Here is a 21515-nt window from a genome sequence, read left to right as displayed (position 1 = left end):
TTTTCATATTGCTCCCTGAAATATAAAAATGGATCTCTTTGCCCCAAGTAATTGGTGTTGCAGTTTAACTGCAGCGTCGATGCAAAAGGTACGTCCACAAAAGCACAAAGGAACTCCCACTTATGAAGTCACTTGTCAAAGTTTCATTGGCCGCACTTGCGCTGGCCTTTGCCGTTAGCTCCCACGCCGCAGAAAAAGAATTGATTGTTGCTACAGATACCGCTTTCGTCCCATTTGAATTCAAACAAGGGGATAAATACGTTGGTTTTGATATCGATTTATGGGATGCCATCGCGAAAAAACTGGATCTGAAATATACCCTGAAACCGATGGATTTCAGTGGCATCATTCCTGCGCTGCAAACCAAAAACGTTGATCTGGCACTGGCGGGTATCACTATCACCGATGAACGTAAAAAAGCGGTCGATTTCTCTGACGGCTATTACAACAGCGGCCTGCTGGTCATGGTGAAAGCAGACAACAACGACATCAAAAGCGAAGCTGATCTGAAAGACAAAGTGGTCGCCGTTAAAAGCGGTACTGGCTCTGTCGATTACGCTAAAGCCAACATCAAAACCAAAGACCTACGTCAATTCCCGAATATCGATAACGCCTATTTGGAGTTAGGCACTGGCCGTGCTGATGCTGTTTTGCATGACACACCAAACATCCTGTACTTCATCAAAACTGCCGGTAATGGCCAGTTCAAAGCAGTGGGTGATTCTATCAAAGCACAGCAATACGGTGTTGCTTTCCCACAAGGCAGCGAACTGCGTGACAAAGTTAACGTAGCTCTGAAATCTCTGAAAGAAGACGGCACTTACGCTGCAATTTATAAAAAATGGTTCGGCGTAGAACCTAAGTAATTCATTTTTGCCGTTTTTAGACCAGGAGAATATCCATGCAGTTTGAATGGAGCGCTATTTGGCCCGCCATCCCAATCCTGCTTGAAGGCGCCAAGTTAACCCTATGGATTTCGGTCCTAGGGTTGCTTGGCGGCCTGATAATTGGGGTTATAGCCGGTTTTGCCCGTGCCTATGGAGGTTGGTTAAGCCGGAATATCGCATTAGTCTTTATTGAGCTGATCCGTGGCACGCCGATTGTGGTGCAGGTGATGTTTATCTACTTTGCCTTGCCGATGATGATGCCAGTGCGCATCGATCCTTTCTCAGCCGCCGTTGTGACGATCATCATTAACTCAGGCGCTTATATCGCGGAAATCACCCGTGGTGCCGTGCTGTCAATCCACAACGGGTTCCGTGAGGCCGGTCTGGCGCTGGGGTTATCCAAGCGTGACACCTTACGTTATGTGATTGCCCCGCTGGCTCTGCGCCGCATGCTGCCACCATTAGGTAACCAGTGGATTGTCAGTATCAAAGATACCTCACTGTTTATCGTGATTGGTGTGGCAGAACTGACTCGTCAGGGTCAGGAAATTATCGCCGGTAACTTCCGCGCCATGGAAATATGGAGTGCGGTCGCGGTGATCTACCTGATAATCACCTTGGCTCTGAGCTTTGTTCTGCGCCGGTTAGAAAGAAAGCTGAAAATAATATGATTGAATTTAAAAACGTCTCCAAACACTTTGGCAAAACCCAGGTGCTCCATGACATCAATCTGAACATCACCAAGGGAGAAGTGGTGGTGATTATTGGTCCTTCCGGCTCAGGTAAATCGACTTTGCTGCGTTGTATCAATAAGCTGGAAGTCATTACCAGTGGGCAACTAATCGTCGATGGTCTAGATGTGAATGACCCTAAAGTTGACGAACGCCTCATTCGCCAAGAAGCGGGAATGGTGTTCCAGCAATTTTATCTGTTCCCACATCTTACTGCGCTGGAAAACGTGGCTTTTGGCCCTATCCGCGTTCGTGGGGCGTCTAAAGATGCCGCCAATAAGCTGGCGATGGAACTATTGACCAAAGTTGGCCTAGCCGATCGCGCTCATCATTTCCCAGCAGAATTATCCGGTGGTCAACAGCAACGAGTGGCGATCGCTCGTGCGCTGGCCGTTAAGCCAAAACTGATGCTGTTTGATGAACCAACCTCTGCGCTGGACCCTGAATTACGCCATGAAGTGTTGACCGTAATGAAAGATCTGGCCGAAGAAGGCATGACCATGGTTATCGTTACGCACGAAGTGGGCTTTGCCCAAAAAGTGGCATCGCGCCTGATCTTTATCGATAAAGGCCGAGTGGCGCAAGATGGTGAGCCAGATAGTTTGATCACTAACCCGCCAAGTGAACGTTTACGGGAATTCCTGCAACACGTTTCCTGATACGCGGTTTAACGTTAATCTAAAATAAAACGGGCGGGCATCTTAGATCCCCGCCCGTTTTTTTATGCAGAATAGCTTACAGAGGTGTTTGCTGATTTTTAACCTGAGCAAAAGCTGTCATTAGTTTCACTACATCCTGCATACCAATGTTGACCTGATTGATCACCTCACCCGCATCTTGTGTCAGTGTCACCCCGCCACCTGCTTGCTCAACACAGGTTCCCATCCCTTTGATGGCCGCCATTACGCCGTGCTGAATGGTCTTAGTCATCTGCTCTATCTCTGTCGCCGCCTTACGTGAATGCTCTGCCAGCAAGCGCACCTCGCTGGCGACGACAGAAAAGCCCTTTCCATGCTCACCCGCATGAGCCGCTTCAATCGAGGCATTGATAGCCAGTAGATTCGTTTGTGAAGAGATTTTACGGATAGCTTCGACAATCGTACCGATCTCTTGCGAGCATCGACCTAAATCGCTGACCACATCTGACGTTTCACGCGCTATCGACTCGACTTCTTGCATGCCGCGAACGGCTTGCTGAACAATTTCAGCGCCTTGTGAGGCAGAACGGTCCGTCGAAAGTGAGAGGTGGTGTACATTACGGATCAGGTTTTCTTCATGCTCTTGTTGCAACATCAGTTGCGTAATGTCCTGAGCAATTTTCACCACTTTAAACACCTGCCCTTCATTATCCATAATCGGGTTATAACTGGCCTCCAGCCAGACACGTTGGCCACGACTGTTTACGCGTTCAAAGCGCCCGAGAATAAATTCACCGCGCGCCAGACGTTGCCAATGCTGATAATAATCATCCGAGTGGGCAAATTCAGGCGTACATAACATCTGATGGGATTTATGCTGAATATCTGCGAGTGAATAACCAATAACACGCAGCAGATTATCGTTTGCCGCTAAAATAATGCCTTGAGGGGAGAACGTAATCATCCCCATCGAACGGTTAAGCGCTTCCAGTAAACTTTGGTGCTCTTGAGATTGCAGTATTCGTTCAGTCACGTCATGGGCTATTTTAATTATTTCGACGACACGCCCTTGGTTATCTAATACCGGTGTATACGTCCCCTGCAACCAAATAATGCTGCCGTCTTTACGTATCCGCTTAATATTATCGGTGATGGGACGCCCCTCATTGAGCAATTTCCAGTGGCGGCGATAAGGTTCACTGAGTACATATTGTGGATCACAAAATAATTTATGATGCTTGCCGATCACCTCATTTTGTTGATAACCCATTGCCTGTAAAAAGAGTGTATTAGCGTGTTTCACCGTGCCATCTGGCTTAAAGATTATCATTGGAACAGCATTATCAATCGATGCTAGCTCTGCCCGTGGAGACGCATGAGATGAGCTGAAGTTGAACAACATAAGTTGAGTCCTTCTGGTGAATGATTGAGCAGCAAATGAATCATGTGCCTTTCAACGTGCATGCACGGTAAAACCCAGAGAATTGATTAGACTTCTCTTGAGATTTTATTCTTCACCCTGGACGATGAGGTCATTGAACTGATGAGTTCTAAACACGACAAAAAATCAAAATAACACTTTTCATTGCTGGCTATATTGCCAAGCTAAGAATTATCTTAATCAGCTTAGACTATAGAAATGAGATTTGCAGGTTGCTCGGTAATGTCTAATGAATACCGAGGGAAATAGGCTTATCGCAGTATTTAACAGTTAAATAGAGTAAATACTGCGAAGTAAGAAGCGAGAAGATGACGGGAAGGCCATTCCTTACGGCTTCAAATCCTGAGGGGTCGATGACCAACGTTCCGCTTTCCAGCGCGCTTGCTCTTCCGGCGTCAAGAAAGTCCATGCCACGAATCGACTGACTTTCTGGCCTTGCGCCATATCGATGGTGCGAACCTCAACCGCATTGGCATAACGCAATGCATGGTAGATAGCCGGTAAAGTCGTTTTCTTAGAAATCAATGAGGTAAACCAGAAACAACTTTTTGCTTTGGTTGCGCTTTCCGCCACCATGCGGCTGACAAACCCTTCTTCGCCCCCTTCACACCACAGCTCACTATTTTTTCCGCCAAAATTTTGCACCGGTTTAGCGGCAACTTCACCTTTCCCTAACTTGTGCAATTTACGACGCGTGGTTGCTGCCGCTTCTTCTGCCGAGCCGTGGAACGGCGGGTTACACAACGTAGCATCGTAACGCTCATTCACTGCCAAAATCCCGTCGAAAATGGCCTGCGGGTCTTTTTGCTGCTTTAACCGCAGGGTATTTCTCAGCGTCGGGTTCATGGATACCACCATTTTTGCCGCGCTCAAGGCTTGCGGGTCAATGTCAGTACCGGTGAAACGCCAGCCGTATTCACGCTGACCAATGATTGGATAAATACAATTCGCGCCGACACCAATATCCAGTAACGCAATGCTTTTACCTTCTGGGATAACCCCATCATTGCAACTGGCCAACAAATCGGCCAAATGATGAATATAATCAGCACGCCCAGGGATCGGTGGGCAGAGAAAATCAGCGGGAATATCCCAATATTCAATGCCGTAGAAATGTTTCAGTAATGCCCGATTCAGCATTTTTACCGCCGAGGGGTCAGCAAAGTCGACAGAAATATCACCATAGGCATTCGGTGCCAAAAAAGGGATTAATTCAGGGCAACTCACTGAAAGCGCATCAAAATCATAACGCGAGCGATGACGGTTTCGGGGATGCAATCCGCTTTTTTCTTTGGGGAATACTTTTTTGTTTTCCATCGTACTGACTCTCTGATAGGCATTTTCTGGCGCGTAAGATAGCATAAATTCATGTTAAACAGGTCAGCCATGTCGAGATGGCCCAAAACCGGTTTATTTTTTAGCCCGCTTGTTCATTACCCAATTTATCTATGACAGTAATGCCAGTTGAATAATAACATTCTGTCCTTATGTCACTTTTATGCAGCGTAGGAATATATGCATACTGAAAACGATTATTACTATGAACCTGCAACCGGTCATGGTTTGGCGCATGATCCGCTGAAATCTATTATCAGCCCACGCCCTATCGGTTGGATCTCCTCCGTCAGCAGTAGCGGCCAACGTAACCTTGCACCTTATAGCTTCTTTAACTGCTTCAGCGATCGGCCACCGATTATTGGTTTTTCTAGCAGTGGTTGGAAGGATAGTGTCGCTAATATCGCCGAAACGGGTGAGTTTGCATGGAATCTGGCGACCCGTGAATTGGCCGCTGCGATGAATAACAGCTCAGCCTCTCTACCTGCGGACCAAGATGAATTTCAGTTTGCCGGATTGACGCCTAAGCGAGGGCGGCGAGTTAATGTCGACTATGTGGCCGAAAGCCCGGTTAATTTTGAATGTAAACTGACGCAATGTATCCAGCTAAAAAATGCTGATGGGGCATTGATTGATAACTGGCTAGTACTCGGGGAAGTTATCGCCGTCCATATTCATCGCGACCTCATCAACGCTGAGGGGATTTATCAAACAACCGTCGCACAGCCCATTCTGCGCGGTGGTGGTCCTAGCACTTATTACCAAATCTCAGATGATTTAAGCTTTGATTTATTCAGGCCCTCTCATGTCAATCCTCGCCAGGATTGATTCAAATATTTTGAATGTATTACTCAATGTTATCCGGTTTTAAAAATTCAACAAGGGCGTAACATAGCTTCTATCGAAAGGGAACGCCCTTTCAACCTTAAAACCGAATAGGAATACATCATGAAAAGCATCAAAAATTTCGTTGCAGTTATCGCCCTGTCTACTTTATCTTTCGGTAGCTTCGCCGCTGAATATGTGAGCAACCAAGATGCGGCTAAATTAGAACAAGCTGGCGTTATCACTGTCAGTGGTGCCACTGACTTGAGTAGCCTGAAAGCGAAACTGGCAGAGAAAGCAGATGCGGCTGGCGCTAAGTCTTTCACCATTACTTCAGTAACAGGTAATAACTTGATGCACGGTTCTGCGGTTATTTATAACTAATCAGCACCTCATTGCTAGGTTATAAAGCGATTTATTATTCCCGACAAAGCCCATCAGCCAAACTGATGGGCTTTGTTCTGATCATTAAGCACTGATGTTAACGCTAGTGTGAAAGCACGTTTATTGCTCGGGCAAAAGTCCGGCACATCGCCTCATCCCCTTGCTGATTATCAGCCAAGAGCCGATCACCATCCACCACCCGTATGCTAACGTTTAAATCAAAATCAGCTGCCGGTTGTACTCGCGTAGCCGCTTGCGCCATCGTTTCCTGCGCGTTATGCCAGGCTTCTGCCACTGTTTGGTTGCAGACCGCAGCCAAATAATCGGGGTTGAATCCTTCGCCTGTCAGGCTACGTAGCGTCTCATCATGGCTAACACTGTTACCAGGGCGCCAATAATGTTCAGCAAGATCCGGTCCGATTGCCGGATTATCCGTGAGATAGCCATCTCGTTGCAGGAAGAATGCTCGAGTTTGCTCGACGGCCATCAGCGCCAGTAAATAGCCTTGATATGAGCACGCTGACTCCATCGATAACAAGTGAGGAATAGCCAATGTTGGCCGTGGACTCCCCGTGACACCGAGGATCTTCAGCTCAATGTCTCTGGCCAATTGAGTGATAGCCTGTGGCGTGCGCTGCGCATCATCCCACTGGTAAAGTTGCCACTCAAAATAGGGTACTAGCAAGATATGCCGCTCATTAAAAGCCCGCATTGGCTGACGTGCCTGAATGCTCTCTTGAATTAGCGTATCGGGCAGGGATTCACCTTTGCTATTTTTCGCGTAGCGCTTGAGCCAATCAGCATCATCCAGCAGGCTATCGCAAAACATGGATTGAGTTTCAGCATACGCCATCGATGTCGGCGGGAATTCTTGTGAGAAACAGGGCGCATTTTGTACGATATTGGAGAAGTGAGCTGCATGCCCGCCTTCGTGGAATAAGGTGTTTAGCCCCGACGCACCACTGCCGACCTGATCCGGTTTTGCCAAACTGGTAAAGTTGATCCGTGCTGGCCGCCATTTACCTTGATCCACAAACGGCGGCACGGGCCCATGCATAAAACCATTCTCATATTTGCCCTGCCGAACCAGCAGGTCGAGATTCATCTGCGCGCCACGAAAGCCGATATGCAACCGCTTGAAGCTATTGACCCAGCGATCGAGTGATTCCGCAAAGGGGAAATAGGGATCGAGTTGGCGGGTAACATCTCCTGCGCTGGCAAAACGGATGTTCCAAGGCTCCAACGCTGCTGAACCCTTTTGCGCTGCGAGTTGCTGCAAACTGCGCTGATTCGCCTCTCTGGTTTGCGCTTCAAAGCGGTCCAAAATCGCGAAAAGCTGTTCTGGTGTCATACGTTCGGTTTGATTGACCTTGTAGTCAAAATAATTGCGATAACCCATTTGGCGCGCAAATCGATTACGTAAATTAATCAACTCTGGCAAGCCGTTATGCAGCAACCATTGCTCCAGTTCACGCAAAGCAAGCTGCGAGCTATGGCGGTACTCCTCGTTTTCATTGGTGCCTTGGTTCGTCAACAACTCCCCCAATGAGGCGGGAACACGCTCACCTGTTGTGTCTAAGTGGGTCAACGTAAAAGCCATACGTTGCTGATACAGTGACGACTCAGCGGCAATAATCTCATCAAGCAAGGCTTGCGCCTTGGGATCTTCAATGGAATTGCATTCAAAAAAGCGATACCACCCCTGTAACCCATGCAGCAATGCATCACGCTCAGCGGTAACAGGCTGACTTTCAAGAGCGGCCACCAGATCACGGAGTTCTTTTAACCGGCGACTTTGCGAAATAAAACGCTTATAAGCCGTTTGCGCCGCTTAAAATTGCTGCGCAATATCGTCACCGCCCAGCCCCATATAGTTCTGCCAGAAAAGGTCTTCTTTGGTCTGATGGACGGCCAGATAATCCCGATTCAGATCGGTAAAGTAACTCAAAGCCTGTTGCATAACGTTCCTTCTTCGCAAGATGAAATGAAGAAAATCAATGGATTCTCTTCAGCCTAGCACCATGAGATCAATCAATAAGTGACGACAAAAGTGACACTATTTGGGTCTGCCGTCGTTTTAATCTGTTGTAGCAGCTTTACTCTGTCGTAGCCTTAATTTGTTGTAGCCCTAATCTGCTCTAGCGCCTGTTCGATGGAATCAGCACGCCCAACGGCGACCAAACAGCAGGCCAGCTGTTTTTCGATAGCTTCAGGAATAGCCACTTCGCCTGCTAGACAACGCTCAATCCAACGTGCCGTTATTGTGGCTTCTTTCGAAGTAGGCAGTTCCGGCGCTACTGGCTCTGGCTGGCGATCATGTAAAATTTGCTGCTCGCCAGCATTGATGTAATGAATCGGTGGACAGCGCAATGGGTTAGCATAAACCTCACCTTCAGTACCTTGCTGCAACAGTGCTGGCGCATTAATCGCTTGGAAGAATCCCCCGACTTTTTGCATATATTCTGGGTGAGAAACACTGGCAAGTCGCAGCGCTTTATCTTGAGTAAATGGAGTGGCCAGTTTTGCCAATGTATGGCTGCTATTTCTTACCCCCATTCGCCAACGCAACTGCAATTGATTATCTAATGGCGCGGAAAGTGCGGACACAGGAATAAACACCGGTAATCCGTTATCCAGCCGTTGTTGGGCCTCGTCGGCGGTGAGTGACCATGGGATATTGAGCTGCTGGAAAATCTCAGCGCTGGTCACTCGGCTGCTGTCTTGCGTCACGCCGTGTACCACGACCGGTAGGCCCAGACGCGAGAGTAACAAAGCCAGTAATGGAGTGAGGTTAGCCTGTTTACGCGCGCCATTGTAACTGGGGATCACCACCGGTAATGAGCGGCCAGCAGGTGCGCGCAGTGACATCACTTGCTCTTGCATTGCCTGATAGAAGCCTAAAATCTCCTCCTCAGATTCACCTTTGATGCGAAAGGCGATTAAGATGCCCCCTAACTCGAGCGCCGGTACTTGCTCAGCCAGCATCGCCTTGTACAACTCATACGCCGTCGGCTGATCCAAATCACGGGCATGGTTCTTACCGCGCCCAATCTCTTTAATAATCTTGCTGTAATCCATGGTGCGCCGCTTCCCCTGTCATCATGTTAGTTATCATCAGGCTATATATTGCTGAAACTTTATCACTGATAGTAATCGATATACCCGCAATTGTTGCGTTAGATGAAATGTTGTCACCTAGGGAGGGGCTAAGAGGAAAATGCAGTTAAGAGAGGAATGCTTTGGACAATGGAATATTGTCATCAAGGTTAGATAATACGAAGTCAGCCATCACCATCAATAGCCATTCGAACGCCAGAATAGGCGCTTGGGCGTGAACGAGTCTTGAAACAGGCTGCTGAGATAAAACCTCGTTGCAGCCTGTCGATGATGGACGTTATTTTATCTCTTCTGGTGGACTAAACAGCACGCGGTAGATTGCTCCACCTAAAGCCCCCCCTACCAAAGGCGCCAGCCAGAACACCCACAATTGTTGCAATGCAATGCCTCCGGCAAAAATAGCCACACCGGTACTCCGTGCAGGATTTACCGAGGTGTTATCCACGGGGATACTGATTAAATGAATCAGTGTGAGACATAAACCGATGGCCAGAGGTGCAGCCGCAGCATGAGAACGGCTATCTGTTGCCCCCATCACCACCATCACAAACCCCATGGTTAACACGACCTCAGCCACCAATACGGCTTGTAAGCTATAGCCGCCCGGTGAACGAACACCGAAACCATTAGTGGCGAATCCAGCACTCACATCAAATCCCGCTTTACCGCTAGCAATCATGTACAAAATTGCCGCACCCACCAAGCCACCCAGTACCTGCGCCACAATATAGGGCACAAGTTGTGCCCCCGGGAAGCGGCCACCGACCCATAAACCCAACGATATCGCCGGATTAAAATGTGCGCCGGAGACATGCCCTAATGCATAAGCCATCGTGACCACCGTCAGGCCAAATGCCAATGCCACGCCAAGAAAGCCAATCCCCGCCACAGGGAACATAGCGGCTAATACTGCACTGCCACAACCGCCGAGTACCAACCAGAAAGTGCCAATAAACTCTGCCATTAGCTGTTTCATTCTGCCTCACCCCTACCCGATAAATAGGTTGATAATCGCTAGCATCATCACTCACTCATCACCAGCAATTTACACCGACGGTACGATCAGGCTTGACTTGTTAGGGTCAGCTCCCCAGCGGCTGATTAAATTTTAGTCATAAATAACTATATTCGGATAGATTTCAGCGTAAATGGTTTACCAGAGCAATTATTGGATCTAATAGGTGCCTAAATTAAAAATGCCTAAAGCTACCCCCGCTTTTTACGCCCTTTCTTCGCCACGGTCTTAACTACTTTTAAATTCAATGATGTAGAGGGTATTTCCCCCTCCGGCATATCCGGCTGCTCAATCGGGAAAATGGGCAATGCGGCTAATAATCTCGAACCATAACCCTTGGTTATTAATCGTCGGTCATAGATAACAATTTCACCATGGCATTTATGGCTTCGGATCAACCGTCCAACTTGCTGGATCAAGTTAAACGAGGCGCTCGGCAAGCTTTGCACTTCGAATGGATAGCGTTTCAATGATTTTAACCATTCGCCTTCCGTGAGGATCACTGGGCTATCAATCGGTGGGAATGATATTTTATGAATATGGACTTGAGTCAGTAATTCACCTTTTAAATCCAACCCTTCAGCGAAGGATTGCAGGCCAATCAGTACACTTGCAGTACCGCTTTTCACCCGTTTGCGGTGCTCTTCGACCAGCCGATATCGTGGTTGATCCCCCTGCACTAACAGCATCAACCTTAAATCGGTGACATGGCTAAGGAAGGTTTGCATCGCTCTGTGGCTGCTGAACAGAATCAACATTCCCTTATGTCGCCCGCTAGCTTGCTGCGCGCGGAAGAAATGTGCCATTTCAGCTAGATGCTCAGCTTCATTGGCCATCGTTGGCTCAAAACGCATTTTGGGAATAACTAACTTCCCTTGATCAATATGATTGAACGGTGACGATAACGCTTCAAACCGGTCGCCGCCCTTTTCGCTCAGCCCACTGAGTTCCTGTAGGCGGCCAAAACTGTTCAGTGAACGTAACGTCGCTGAAGTCACAATCACATGGGGGACTTTACGCCAGAGCATTTTATCAAGCTGATCGCTGACGCGGATGCCCACACAGTGGAAATAGAGATGCGTTTGATTCTCGCGATATTCGCGGGTGACCCACTTTGAAATCGGGGCGTTCGACGCTTTAGCCATCGCGGCCAAACGCCACAGTTTGCTCATGGCCTCAAGATAGCCCAGTGTCCGGCTCATTTGGATAATCGCGCGGTGTAATCGGACAATGTCGTGCTTACCCGTTTGTTCACTCAAATCATTGAGAACAAATTCAGCCAAGCCCCGTAAGGCATCAGTTAACTTGAATAATTTGGCACAGTCTTCCGTCAAACTGTCGGGCAGTTCACCCATCTCAAAACGGTACACCGCTGGGTTGCCTTCAGCAGGCAACAGTTGACTCACTTGCTGCTCCACACTCAACATCAGTTCGCGTAGTTGCTCACAATGATCTTTCAAGCGCTCCGGATTCGATAAGCTGGGAGGATTCTTCGGCCGATACTGCACCATGCATTGATCCACCAGTCGTACAATCATATCCAACTGCATATTGGCGAAAACAGCGGTGATCTCACCTTCGATTTCAAGGGCATCGCGTGCCACATCAGGCAAATGGTGGCCTTCATCCAACACCAACAAGAGCTCTTTAGGATTGGGCAACACAGATTCCGTTTCCAATGCCGCCATCACTAAAGCGTGGTTTGCGACCACGACATCGGCACTTTCAATCTCTTTACGGGCAATAAAAAAAGGGCATTCACGAAAATAGTGACAATTACGCCCAAGGCAGTTGGCCTTATCAGTACTCAGTTTTGCCCACAAGCTATCACTGAGTGATAACTGATGATGGTCGCGTAACCCATCCCAAACATGGCTGTTCAATGACTTAGTGAGTGCCAAGCAGGTTGCTTGTTCTTCGCCATTAGCGGGCGCAAGTTCATCACCGAGAAACAGCGATAGGTCGCCCTGCCCAGAAACATCAGTGCACATCGCGGCCAAATTACGCGGACAGACATAGCGCCCGCGCCCAAAGGCACCGGTGAACTTAAGGTCTGGAATAATCTTTTTCAGCAGTGGCAGATCTTTGCTGTAAATCTGGTCTTGTAATGCCACGTTCGCGGTACTGACCACCAACGGTTTGCTTTCGGCTCGCCCAACCGCAATACCGGGAATCAGATAGGACAACGTTTTGCCAACGCCCGTCGGCGCCTCAATGGCTAAATGGCGGCCAGCATCTCCCGCCAGTGTTTTTGCCACTTCGGCTATCATCTGGCGCTGTGGTGCGCGGGAAATAAAATCGGGGATCTGCTGCGAAAGCGCCTTATACCACTGACTTATTTGTTCTTTTACTGCTGGGGATAACGCCATGCATATCTTATCTAAACTGAATGTTGTCCTATTGTCCCATACCACAAGGCTCACGTCAGCCTGAAAGGCGGCTTATTCGCCGTTGAATTTTGCAGCGTCGTAGCTGAAATCTGCTGCTTGCGCAAATGACAGTAAGATGAAATTTACGGAATGTTGCCGTTATTTATGATTTGTCATAAATCTATCACACAGATGCGGTAAAAATTCTGCGCTGGACGAATTCAGACAGATATTGAATACAGCAAAAAATTCTACCATTCGCGTTTTTTCAAATAAGAGAAACAGGGCAAAATATGAAACGTAATATTCTGGCAATCCTAGTACCGGCCTTATTAGTTGCCACCACTTCACACGCAGCAGAAATTTATAATAAAGACGGTAACAAGCTTGATTTATACGGAAAAGTAAAAGCACTGCATTACTTCTCAGACAATAATAAAAGTGATGGTGATAAATCTTACGTCCGTTTTGGATTTAAAGGTGCCACAAAAATTACTGACCAACTGACCGGTTACGGCCAGTGGGAATATAACGTTGCAGCTAACTACGCTGAAAGCCAAGAAACAAAAGATAATAAAACACGTTTAGCATTTGCTGGTTTGCGTTACGGCAATTTAGGCTCTATTGACTATGGTCGTAACTACGGCGTGTTATATGACGTCGCCGCTTGGACCGATATGCTGCCTGAGTTCGGTAACGACAGCTACACCCGAACTGATAACTTTATGACTGGCCGTACTACAGGCGTGGCAACGTATCGCAACACCGACTTCTTCGGCTTGGTTGATGGCCTGAAATTCTCCCTGCAATATCAAGGTAAAAATGGCAGCGAAGCGGATAGCAACAACGGCCGTGCTGACATGACCAAACAAAATGGCGACGGCTTCGGCATGTCTTCCAGTTACGAGATTGGCGCAGGTGTGAGCGTAGGTGCTGCCTTTGCTTCATCTAACCGTACCACCGCGCAAAAGAACGGTAACTTCGGTAAAGGTGATAAAGCTGACGCTTGGACCACTGGCCTGAAATATGATGATAACGGTGTTTATCTGGCCGCAATGTATGCTGAAACCCGTAATATGACGCCGATTTCTGGTACTGCGGTAATCAATAACGTATCAACCAGCGTCAGTGGTTTTGCTAATAAAACACAGAACGTAGAAATCGTTGCACAATACCTGTTCGATTTCGGCTTAAAACCTTCATTGGCCTATATTCAATCTAAAGGCAAAGATATCGAAGGTATCGGTGATGCAGATTTAGTTAAATATGTTGATATCGGCGCTTCTTATTACTTCAATAAGAACATGTCCACTTACGTTGATTATAAAATCAACCAACTGAATGATGATAACAAACTGAAATTGAATACAGACAACGTTATTGCTGTCGGTTTGGTTTATCAGTTCTAATCACGTTATATCGGTATTATCCTCATTGTCTTACTGTTTGAATGCTTCAATGTGATCTGTGAATTTAATGAGTCATTTTTCATTATGCCGGGATATTTCCCGGCTTTTTTATTATAGGCAAGCTATTGAACAGCGATCACCGCCAATAACGTCGTATCACGTAATGCCTCAACAACCGCACCTTTTCGTTTCGCTTCTTGTTTTCCATCCGTGAAAGAAAAATCCGCCTGCTGGATCCATTGCTGGTAACGGTTTTCGCCCTAAAGATTTGTAGGGTATTTTTATGTTGGAAATGTTTTTTGCTTTCATGGAAAGCACAGAATGTGCCACTGCCAGCACACCTTTCAGTGCTTATCTTTAAGAATAACCCTCTGTTTTAGTGCAAAATTTAGACGAAAAGCTAAAACAAAAATAAATGATAAAAACCTTTGCTAACCACCGCTATTCTCATGTTTACTGATGCATCTGTGTTTTACCGCTCTTTCTTTGTTGAAGAACTATGTTAAAGCAAAATAACCGTAATTTGTGGTTGCTGATCGGTTCACTGTTCACCTTATATTTCGTTTGGGGTTCAACTTATCTGGTCATCCGTATCGGTGTGGAGAGCTGGCCGCCGTTGATGATGGCAGGCTTACGCTATCTGATTGCGGGGGTTCTACTGTTCAGTTTCCTTGCCATCCGAGGTCATGCCTTGCCCACGTTGCGCCAATGGATGGGAGCCAGTGCGATCGGTATTTTATTATTGGCAATCGGTAATGGGCTTGTCACCATCGCTGAGCACCAGCATGTCCCATCGGGTATTGCTGCTGTCATGGTCGCCACCGTACCACTCTTCACACTCTGCTTTAGCATGTTGTGGGGGATGCGCAATACAAAACTAGAATGGGCGGGGATTGCTCTGGGTTTGGTCGGCATCATATTACTGAATACGGGTAGCAATTTGCTGGGTAACCCTATGGGGGCAGTGCTGATATTACTCGCTTCCGCCAGTTGGGCGTTCGGCTCCGTTTGGAGTTCACGTATGGCATTACCCGCTGGTGCGATGTCCGGCGCGGCACAGATGTTAGTAGCTGGGGTTGTGCTGTTATTGGCCAGTACCTTTAGTGGTGAAGAGCTAGAGCAAATGCCCTCGACGGGTGGCATTCTCGCGTTACTTTACTTGATTGTTTTCGGTTCGATGCTGGCAATCAGCGCTTATATGTTTTTGTTGAAAAATGTTCGCCCAGCGGTCGCCACCAGTTATGCCTATGTGAACCCCGTCGTTGCAGTGTTGCTAGGCATTGGTTTTGCTGGCGAAAGCTTGTCAGTGACCGAATGGTGTGCATTGGCCGTGATTGTCTCTGCCGTCGTATTAGTGACGCTGGGGAAATTTCTGTTTAAGCCGCGGTAATCTTTTTGCATCAAGAATGCAACACAGTTGTTTCATTGAATGAACAGGCTATAATTCCCGCTGGTTAGATAAAAAGTGAAAATAATTATGCTGAGAAAAGCACTCATTATCCTGATTGCGATCATGGCTCTGAGTTCATTAGGTGGCGTTTTTCTGGCTGGGCTGAACATCTACACTCGTTCAACCACCCCGCAGGAAACTGAAGCCGTAGAATCCTCCCCAGTGCCTGATGTAGGTCCTGAAGGCTTATCCAACAATGGTCACGAGTCTCCTTAGTCCTCATTCCATCACACGGAGTAATGTCTACTCCGTGTGATTAATGGTAAAACAGTCGCTGCGACAACTTATTCAGTATTCAAATCTACTGTTTCAGTACCCAAAACTATTCCTTCAGGACCCAAATCTATTCCTTCAGTACCCATATTCTATTCCTTCAGTACCCATATATAGTATTGCCCGTCTTTCTGTTCCGAACCTTCCAGAATTTTTTCGAATCCTGGGAAGTGCTGTCCCCAATCAGTTAAGCTGCGGATATAGCACAACCACGGCTCATCATCACGGCCAAAGCTCTCTCCCGGCATCACAATCGGAATACCCGGTGGGTAGGGAATCACCCCAACAGCAGAAATACGCCCAGCTAATTTATCCAGAGGCAGTAGTTCACAACGCCCCGCCATTTGGGCTTGAAAAGCGTGTCGAGGCAAGGTTTCTGGCGAGGGTAACTGACTAAATGCTGTCGCCTGTAACTTATCCATTTCACTGACTTTCATGTAAGAAAACATGCTGTCACATAATGTTTTCAGACCCAAGTGTCCATATTGTTGCGGATAGTTTTTTGCGAGATTCGGCAGACAAATTGACAGGGGTGTGTTGCTGTCATAATGCTGTTTGAACTCCAATAACACGTTGATTAACGTCCCCCACTTCCCTTTGGTCACCCCGACTGAAAACAGACACAGCACCATAAAATCAGTCGTTCGTGAAGGAACAATCCCTCGCTGCCCGAGGAATTCAGTCACAATTGCGGCAGGAATACCCTTGTCCATTAAAGTGCCATCATCTCCCATTCCCGGCACCATAATGCCGGCTTTGATAGGGTCCAACATGCACCAGCCATCCTCCAGTTGATCAAAACCATGCCACAACTCACCCGGTTTGAGCACCCAACAGCTTGGATCGGTAGCAAGCTGTTCTCTAGACGCTTGCGCAAAAGGAATTTTTTTACCGCTCTTACTTTCAGTGATTTCCGGCGGATTCCAAGGCTTAAAGAACCACTCACCTTGTTTAGCAAAAGCATCATGTGCACGCGCCAGTGCTAAACGGAAATCAACCGCCTCTTCAATGACCTCTTGTGTGAGCATCTCACCTTGTTCGCCCTCCATCATCGCCGCACCGACTTCATTGGCAGCGATAATGGCATAGAGTGGCGAGGTAGTGGATTGCAGCATATAGGACTCATTAAAGCGTGAGTGTTCAATCGGTTTCTTGCCATTCCTCACATGGATATAGGAAGCCTGAGATAATGCTGCGAGCAATTTATGTGTTGATTGCGAGGCAAAGACAGTCGGCCCTTTCGGGCTATGGTCAGCCGCCGCCCCACGCATAGCAAAGCGATCGCGGTAAAGAGGATTGAAGCGCGCATAGGCATACCATGCCTCATCAAAATGGATTTGATCGACACTTTTCGCCAGCAGTTCCTCGGCCTGCTTCGCGTTGTAACACATGCCGTCATAGGTACAGTTGGTGATCACCGCATAGACAGGCTTTTGGCCCGAAGCCATCCCACTTAACGGATTCTGAGTGATTTTCTTGGTAATAGCGGCAGGTTGAAATTGTGCTTTGGGAATAGGACCGATTATCCCGTAGCGGTTGCGTGTTGGGATAAAGAATACCGGCAAGGCACCGGTTAATACCAAGCCCTGCTCGATGGATTTATGACAATTTCGATCACACAGCGCAATCTGTCTATCACCCACTACTGCCGTCATAATGGCGCGATTTGAACCCGAAGTCCCATTTAGCATTGAGTAACTGATGTGTGCGCCAAAAATTTGCGCCACGTAAGACTCTGACTCTTTTATTGGCCCACTGTGATCAAGTAAGGACCCCAAGGCCGCCCGCTCAATGCCGGTATCTGAGCGAAATAAATTTTCGCCAAAGAAATCCAAAAACTCTCGCCCCACGGCACTTTTGCTAAAAGCTACGCCTCCCTGATGCCCGGGTGCTGCCCACGAGTATTCAGGGTTGTCTTCCGTATACTGCAACAGGGCTTTGGTGAAGGGAGGTAATAACTGTTGGTAATATTTGTTTATGAGCGCTTTCGCTCGAGCAGCAATAAACTCCGCCGTATCTTCATGCATCCAGACAAACTCATTGACCATCTTCATGGTGTCTAAATTCAAGCTATCTATGCAGGAATGTTCCGCCATCAATAACACCGGAATAGATTTATTGCGGCGACGAATATCTTTCAGCAGAGCAAATGCTTGACTGTGGGATTCATCATCATTTCCTCCAGAGGTCCAATCGACAAAAATACAGCACAGTGAAGCATCTGAGGCCACCGTGGCCCTGCCATCTTCAAATGATGAGGCAGCAATGACATTAAAATTGATATCATCTAATGCAATAATGAGTTCATTAACCGCGCGGCCATTGGCAGTATTAAAATCACAAATATTACTGTCGACGACCAAAATATTACGCTTTCTGTGGCTACTTAAATCAATCATTGTCTTTGTCCTTATTCGCTATGACTTATCACTTACTGATAATCGGTCCATTCCGAAATTACTGAGCATTTTTAGCAGATGAATCGAGCGGGAATGGGTTTTTATGAGTACGGTTATAATTGAAGGTATAGAGAGCCGTGATAATCATTAGAGTAACGAATGACCACATCACCTGTTCGGCTCCTGAACCGACCACAGCCCAAATACAATAGATAAAAGCGATCAATGTAATACCGAGATACGTTGTTGATTGTGTTCCTAAATGACCATGCCCAACCAGCAGCAAAGCGGCGCAGGTATAAAGATAGGGAACCAACGTGAAAATAACCGAAACAGATGAGACAAGGCCAAACTCTTTGGCGGCATTCGGTGAAATACTGCAAATTTGGAAAATCGTCATCAGAACACCGATGATCAATAAGCCAGCAACAGGTGTACCTGCCTTATTGACCTTACCGAAAATCGGTGGGAATAATTTATCATCAGCAGCGGCTTTAGCGGTTTGACCGGCAACTAATGTCCAACCACCCAGCGACCCTAAACACCCTAGCGCAGCGCAGAGTGAAACAATTGCCCCCGCAGTGTCCCCCAGAGCAAGACGAGCAGCATCACCAAAAGGCGATGCTGATACACGCAACTGCGCATTGGGGATCATACCCATGATGGCAGTGCTCGATAGGACATAGGACACGGCAGCAATCAACACGCCGCCAATCGTGGCAATTGGCACGTTACGCTTTGGATTTTTCACGACGCCAGCAGCCACCGAAGCAGTTTCTACCCCAATAAACGACCACAAAGTAACGTTTAAGGTACTTTGAATCGCCCCTAATGACCCCAAACCGCTGACATTCCAAGCTGCCATATAGGTTTCGCCTTTGAACCAAAACCAACCAAATAAAGCAACGCCGACAATCGGTATTAGTGCCAGTGACGTAGCGACCGCCTGCACGCGAGTAATCATTTTAGGCCCGATAATATTAAGCCCTACAAATATCCATAGAATAACAATACAGGTAATCGTTAATACCATTGGCTCTTTCAATATTGGGAAAAAATAGCTGAGGTACCCCACCCCAATAACAACCATCGCAATGTTGCCAATCCAACATGCTAACCAGTAAAGAACGTTAGTTTGATAACCTAAAAAGGGGCCAAACGCACGCCGTGCATAAGCATAAGATCCCCCTGGGCTATCATCTAGAGATGACATTTTGGCATAAACCATTGATAGTGCTAATGCGCCTATAATGGTGACCAGCCACCCCCATATTGCTATTCCTCCCGTTGAAGCTAAATTTGCCGGTAATAAAAACACACCGGAGCCCATTATATTCCCTGCTACCATTAAGGTGACAGGAATAAGGCCCACCTTTTGATCATCTGTAGACATAGGTAATCCTTACAAACGCCTATAAAAGAATAAAAATAATGATGAGTATTTCCCGCACCTATAAAGGTAGCTGATATAAGTTATAAATAAAGCAACATAAAGATATAAATAATTCTATTTTTTATTGAGGTATTTTTATTTAATCCAATAACATTAATTAAGAAATTAAAAGTATTAATAATAATTAAAATAAAAAATAGTTATCCAATATAATTATTGGTGAAATATTAATATGCACTCTAAAGTGTTATTACCCCTGATGCAAAAGCAGCTGCTTGCAACTGCCGAATAACGTCATAAGCTGACCACGGTATTTCGTTAAATGAATTGATCAATAGCCTATCCTTGGCTGACCTAGCCTCTGGCGCTTCAACTGTAGCGCGAATAGCCTGCCGTAATCGGATAAATTGCTCTTCAGATGTCGACAATGAGGTTATGAGAGGTAACCCTGGCACGGCCTGTGTTTGCGCTATTATCTTTAAACCCGTCACGGCTGAGGGATTCTCTCGTTGTAATAGCGCAAAGCTAACACAGTCTATCGCAGCGATATCGGCTTGATGTCGCCGAATCATTTCAATTGATTGGGTATGGCTCCCAGAAGCAAAACGTTGGGAAAAAAAGTGCCCATTGATAGCCAGCGGCGTAATTAATGCCCGCAGCGCATTGTAACCAGACTGCGAGTCTATGCTGTTATAGGCCACTCGCCGGTGACGAAAATCAGCCAATTCCTGCCCAACTTCATCGTCTCGCACCACAACTAAACTTCGATAATAGGCGCCTGAGCAGTAAGGTGATTGATAGCTAAATACACCCACTAGCCGCACATGTTGCTGCAATAAGGTTACCAGCGGGAAGCCACACGTCTGGCTCAAAAGCAATTTAGGGTCACGCCAGTGTTGCAGTAAATCTGAAGGCCAGACTAATTGTTCATCCGTTTTCGTGACACCATAAAGGCGCAATTGATGCCGTAATTGTTGCCCAAAAGGCAGCACGTCCTGTGGTTGGATACCATACATGGGAAGTGAGATCAATATTGGCCCTCCTATTAATTTGAACGAATAAAATATAATTTGAACGAATAAAATAAGGCGGTCAGTGACGCGTTGTCACAGAGAGCATTTTTAATTCCCGCCAACGTGATAATCGGCGACTCCAACGCGAAAGGATCATATCCGTAATAATCGCTAGCAATGCAACAACAACCGCACCCTGAATAACATAGGCGGTATTAAAGCCACTTAAGCCGATAATGATAGGGGAGCCCAAGGTTTTCGTTCCAACTGTTGAAGCTATTGCGGCTGTTCCAATATTGATAATGACCGATGTTCGAATGCCCGCCACAATAACAGGTGCAGCCAGTGGTAATTCGACTTGCCATAAAATTTGCCGAGCACTCATGCCGACCCCTTGCGCGACTTCTCGGATATCTCGGGAAACAGACTCAATACCCGTTATTGTTCCCTGCAAGATAGGCAATAACCCATAGAGTACTAAAGCAATAATGGCAGGATTCTCGCTAAAACCCATCACGGGAACAGCAATGGCGAGAACCGCAACGGGGGGAAATGTCTGCCCCATTGCGACAACGGTTTCGACAACAGATCGAAACTCTTTCCCTGCGGGTCGTGTCACTGCAATACCGGCGCTGACACCGATTAAAACGGCGATAATGCTCGAGATAAGCACTAACAAGACATGAGCGACGACCAGTGACCAAAATGTGTCTTGCACATAAATCGGTCTATCGAGATCGGGGAATAAAGCGGCAAAAAAACCGTGTAACGACGTCATCCCAAAGACCAAGCACCCAAGCAAAAGAACGGCCCAGCCCAGAGGGTCGGTTAGCCAA

Annotated in this window: 17 protein-coding genes and 2 pseudogenes; 8 read left to right on the top strand and 11 right to left on the bottom strand. The window is 47.1% G+C overall.

Annotated features, from left to right (window positions below; translation table 11 throughout):
- The first annotated feature begins 122 nt into the window (after positions 1-122).
- From glnH to glnQ, 3 genes are read left to right on the top strand one after another with little or no spacing between them, the layout of a single operon-like run.
- Entirely contained in the window at positions 123-866 is a 744-nt protein-coding gene (glnH, locus tag DA391_RS07550) for a glutamine ABC transporter substrate-binding protein GlnH (protein WP_019210605.1), read from the top strand.
- A gap of 35 nt (positions 867-901) precedes the next feature.
- Positions 902-1558 carry a glutamine ABC transporter permease GlnP gene (glnP, locus tag DA391_RS07545; RefSeq protein ID WP_004709093.1) on the top strand — a complete coding sequence of 219 codons (657 nt, stop codon included), beginning with the start codon at positions 902-904 and terminating at the stop codon, positions 1556-1558.
- The gene (gene glnQ, locus DA391_RS07540) at positions 1555-2277 is read left to right on the top strand and encodes a glutamine ABC transporter ATP-binding protein GlnQ (RefSeq protein ID WP_019210606.1); all 723 of its coding nucleotides are present in this window, start codon (positions 1555-1557) and stop codon (positions 2275-2277) included. Before glnP ends, glnQ begins: the two co-directional genes overlap by 4 nt.
- A gap of 76 nt (positions 2278-2353) precedes the next feature.
- Here glnQ and DA391_RS07535 read toward each other — a convergent pair whose 3' ends face one another.
- Both DA391_RS07535 and rlmF read right to left on the bottom strand, forming a co-directional pair.
- Positions 2354-3658 carry a methyl-accepting chemotaxis protein gene (locus tag DA391_RS07535; protein ID WP_050079955.1) on the bottom strand — a complete coding sequence of 435 codons (1305 nt, stop codon included), beginning with the start codon at positions 3656-3658 and terminating at the stop codon, positions 2354-2356.
- 366 nt (positions 3659-4024) lie between these two features.
- Complete coding sequence (rlmF, locus tag DA391_RS07530; RefSeq protein ID WP_167311368.1) at positions 4025-5014, bottom strand: 23S rRNA (adenine(1618)-N(6))-methyltransferase RlmF; 990 nt, start codon at positions 5012-5014, stop codon at positions 4025-4027.
- A gap of 198 nt (positions 5015-5212) precedes the next feature.
- On the opposite strand from rlmF, the gene DA391_RS07525 reads away from it, so the two are divergent.
- Together DA391_RS07525 and bhsA are read left to right on the top strand one after the other, a co-directional pair.
- Positions 5213-5860 (top strand): flavin reductase family protein, encoded by a 648-nt coding sequence (locus DA391_RS07525; RefSeq protein WP_108087505.1) that lies wholly within the window; start codon positions 5213-5215, stop codon positions 5858-5860.
- A gap of 120 nt (positions 5861-5980) precedes the next feature.
- Positions 5981-6241 carry a multiple stress resistance protein BhsA gene (gene bhsA / locus DA391_RS07520; RefSeq protein WP_050079958.1) on the top strand — a complete coding sequence of 87 codons (261 nt, stop codon included), beginning with the start codon at positions 5981-5983 and terminating at the stop codon, positions 6239-6241.
- Between the two features lie 103 nt (positions 6242-6344).
- Here the strand turns inward: bhsA and DA391_RS07515 are convergent.
- The 4 genes and pseudogenes from DA391_RS07515 to dinG all read right to left on the bottom strand — a co-directional run bounded on the left by DA391_RS07515 (position 6345) and on the right by dinG (position 12742).
- Positions 6345-8201, bottom strand: a pseudogene (locus DA391_RS07515) (M3 family metallopeptidase).
- Positions 8202-8353: 152 nt separating this feature from the next.
- Positions 8354-9319 (bottom strand): DNA-binding protein YbiB, encoded by a 966-nt coding sequence (ybiB, locus tag DA391_RS07510; RefSeq protein ID WP_098904732.1) that lies wholly within the window; start codon positions 9317-9319, stop codon positions 8354-8356.
- Between the two features lie 316 nt (positions 9320-9635).
- Positions 9636-10334, bottom strand: coding sequence for an aquaporin Z (gene aqpZ / locus DA391_RS07505; RefSeq protein WP_050079961.1), 699 nt, complete (start codon positions 10332-10334; stop codon positions 9636-9638).
- A 230-nt stretch (positions 10335-10564) separates the two neighbouring features.
- Positions 10565-12742 carry an ATP-dependent DNA helicase DinG gene (gene dinG, locus DA391_RS07500; protein WP_050079962.1) on the bottom strand — a complete coding sequence of 726 codons (2178 nt, stop codon included), beginning with the start codon at positions 12740-12742 and terminating at the stop codon, positions 10565-10567.
- 293 nt (positions 12743-13035) lie between these two features.
- Between dinG and ompF2 the strand changes: the two genes are divergently transcribed.
- Entirely contained in the window at positions 13036-14151 is a 1116-nt protein-coding gene (gene ompF2, locus DA391_RS07495) for a porin OmpF2 (protein ID WP_049606544.1), read from the top strand.
- A 122-nt stretch (positions 14152-14273) separates the two neighbouring features.
- Here the strand turns inward: ompF2 and DA391_RS24690 are convergent.
- Positions 14274-14411 (bottom strand): annotated as a pseudogene (locus DA391_RS24690) (alginate lyase family protein); the annotation flags it as partial.
- Positions 14412-14650: 239 nt separating this feature from the next.
- Between DA391_RS24690 and yedA the strand changes: the two are divergent.
- Complete coding sequence (gene yedA, locus DA391_RS07485; RefSeq protein ID WP_050079963.1) at positions 14651-15541, top strand: drug/metabolite exporter YedA; 891 nt, start codon at positions 14651-14653, stop codon at positions 15539-15541.
- An 87-nt stretch (positions 15542-15628) separates the two neighbouring features.
- A complete protein-coding gene (locus DA391_RS07480; protein ID WP_050286131.1) occupies positions 15629-15817 on the top strand; it encodes a hypothetical protein in 189 nt (62 codons plus the stop codon).
- A 149-nt stretch (positions 15818-15966) separates the two neighbouring features.
- On the opposite strand, the gene DA391_RS07475 is transcribed toward DA391_RS07480, so the two are convergent.
- The 4 genes from DA391_RS07475 to DA391_RS07460 all read right to left on the bottom strand — a co-directional run bounded on the left by DA391_RS07475 (position 15967) and on the right by DA391_RS07460 (position 21457).
- Complete coding sequence (locus tag DA391_RS07475; RefSeq protein ID WP_108087504.1) at positions 15967-18273, bottom strand: Orn/Lys/Arg decarboxylase N-terminal domain-containing protein; 2307 nt, start codon at positions 18271-18273, stop codon at positions 15967-15969.
- A 58-nt stretch (positions 18274-18331) separates the two neighbouring features.
- The gene (gene adiC, locus DA391_RS07470; RefSeq protein WP_050079966.1) at positions 18332-19666 is read right to left on the bottom strand and encodes an arginine/agmatine antiporter; all 1335 of its coding nucleotides are present in this window, start codon (positions 19664-19666) and stop codon (positions 18332-18334) included.
- A 239-nt stretch (positions 19667-19905) separates the two neighbouring features.
- Positions 19906-20682 (bottom strand): phosphate/phosphite/phosphonate ABC transporter substrate-binding protein, encoded by a 777-nt coding sequence (locus DA391_RS07465; protein ID WP_098904733.1) that lies wholly within the window; start codon positions 20680-20682, stop codon positions 19906-19908.
- Between the two features lie 76 nt (positions 20683-20758).
- Positions 20759-21457 carry an ABC transporter permease gene (locus DA391_RS07460; protein WP_108088256.1) on the bottom strand — a complete coding sequence of 233 codons (699 nt, stop codon included), beginning with the start codon at positions 21455-21457 and terminating at the stop codon, positions 20759-20761.
- Positions 21458-21515 lie beyond the last annotated feature (58 nt).

It is taken from the genome of Yersinia massiliensis, assembly GCF_003048255.1.
Taxonomy (GTDB): domain Bacteria; phylum Pseudomonadota; class Gammaproteobacteria; order Enterobacterales; family Enterobacteriaceae; genus Yersinia; species Yersinia massiliensis_A.
The sequence above is the reverse complement of the archived record's forward strand: the minus strand, read 5'-3'. Positions and strand labels throughout refer to the sequence as shown.

Excerpts from the sequence above, each read along its gene's own strand:
- glnH (WP_019210605.1), top strand. The coding sequence starts at position 123 with ATGAAGTCACTTGTCAAAGTTTCATTGGCCGCACTTGCGCTGGCCTTT.
- glnP (WP_004709093.1), top strand. The coding sequence starts at position 902 with ATGCAGTTTGAATGGAGCGCTATTTGGCCCGCCATCCCAATCCTGCTT.
- glnQ (WP_019210606.1), top strand. The coding sequence starts at position 1,555 with ATGATTGAATTTAAAAACGTCTCCAAACACTTTGGCAAAACCCAGGTG.
- DA391_RS07535 (WP_050079955.1), bottom strand. The coding sequence starts at position 3,658 with ATGTTGTTCAACTTCAGCTCATCTCATGCGTCTCCACGGGCAGAGCTA.
- rlmF (WP_167311368.1), bottom strand. The coding sequence starts at position 5,014 with ATGGAAAACAAAAAAGTATTCCCCAAAGAAAAAAGCGGATTGCATCCC.
- DA391_RS07525 (WP_108087505.1), top strand. The coding sequence starts at position 5,213 with ATGCATACTGAAAACGATTATTACTATGAACCTGCAACCGGTCATGGT.
- bhsA (WP_050079958.1), top strand. The coding sequence starts at position 5,981 with ATGAAAAGCATCAAAAATTTCGTTGCAGTTATCGCCCTGTCTACTTTA.
- ybiB (WP_098904732.1), bottom strand. The coding sequence starts at position 9,319 with ATGGATTACAGCAAGATTATTAAAGAGATTGGGCGCGGTAAGAACCAT.
- aqpZ (WP_050079961.1), bottom strand. The coding sequence starts at position 10,334 with ATGAAACAGCTAATGGCAGAGTTTATTGGCACTTTCTGGTTGGTACTC.
- dinG (WP_050079962.1), bottom strand. The coding sequence starts at position 12,742 with ATGGCGTTATCCCCAGCAGTAAAAGAACAAATAAGTCAGTGGTATAAG.
- ompF2 (WP_049606544.1), top strand. The coding sequence starts at position 13,036 with ATGAAACGTAATATTCTGGCAATCCTAGTACCGGCCTTATTAGTTGCC.
- yedA (WP_050079963.1), top strand. The coding sequence starts at position 14,651 with ATGTTAAAGCAAAATAACCGTAATTTGTGGTTGCTGATCGGTTCACTG.
- DA391_RS07480 (WP_050286131.1), top strand. The coding sequence starts at position 15,629 with ATGCTGAGAAAAGCACTCATTATCCTGATTGCGATCATGGCTCTGAGT.
- DA391_RS07475 (WP_108087504.1), bottom strand. The coding sequence starts at position 18,273 with ATGATTGATTTAAGTAGCCACAGAAAGCGTAATATTTTGGTCGTCGAC.
- adiC (WP_050079966.1), bottom strand. The coding sequence starts at position 19,666 with ATGTCTACAGATGATCAAAAGGTGGGCCTTATTCCTGTCACCTTAATG.
- DA391_RS07465 (WP_098904733.1), bottom strand. The coding sequence starts at position 20,682 with ATGTATGGTATCCAACCACAGGACGTGCTGCCTTTTGGGCAACAATTA.
- DA391_RS07460 (WP_108088256.1), bottom strand. The coding sequence starts at position 21,457 with ATGACGTCGTTACACGGTTTTTTTGCCGCTTTATTCCCCGATCTCGAT.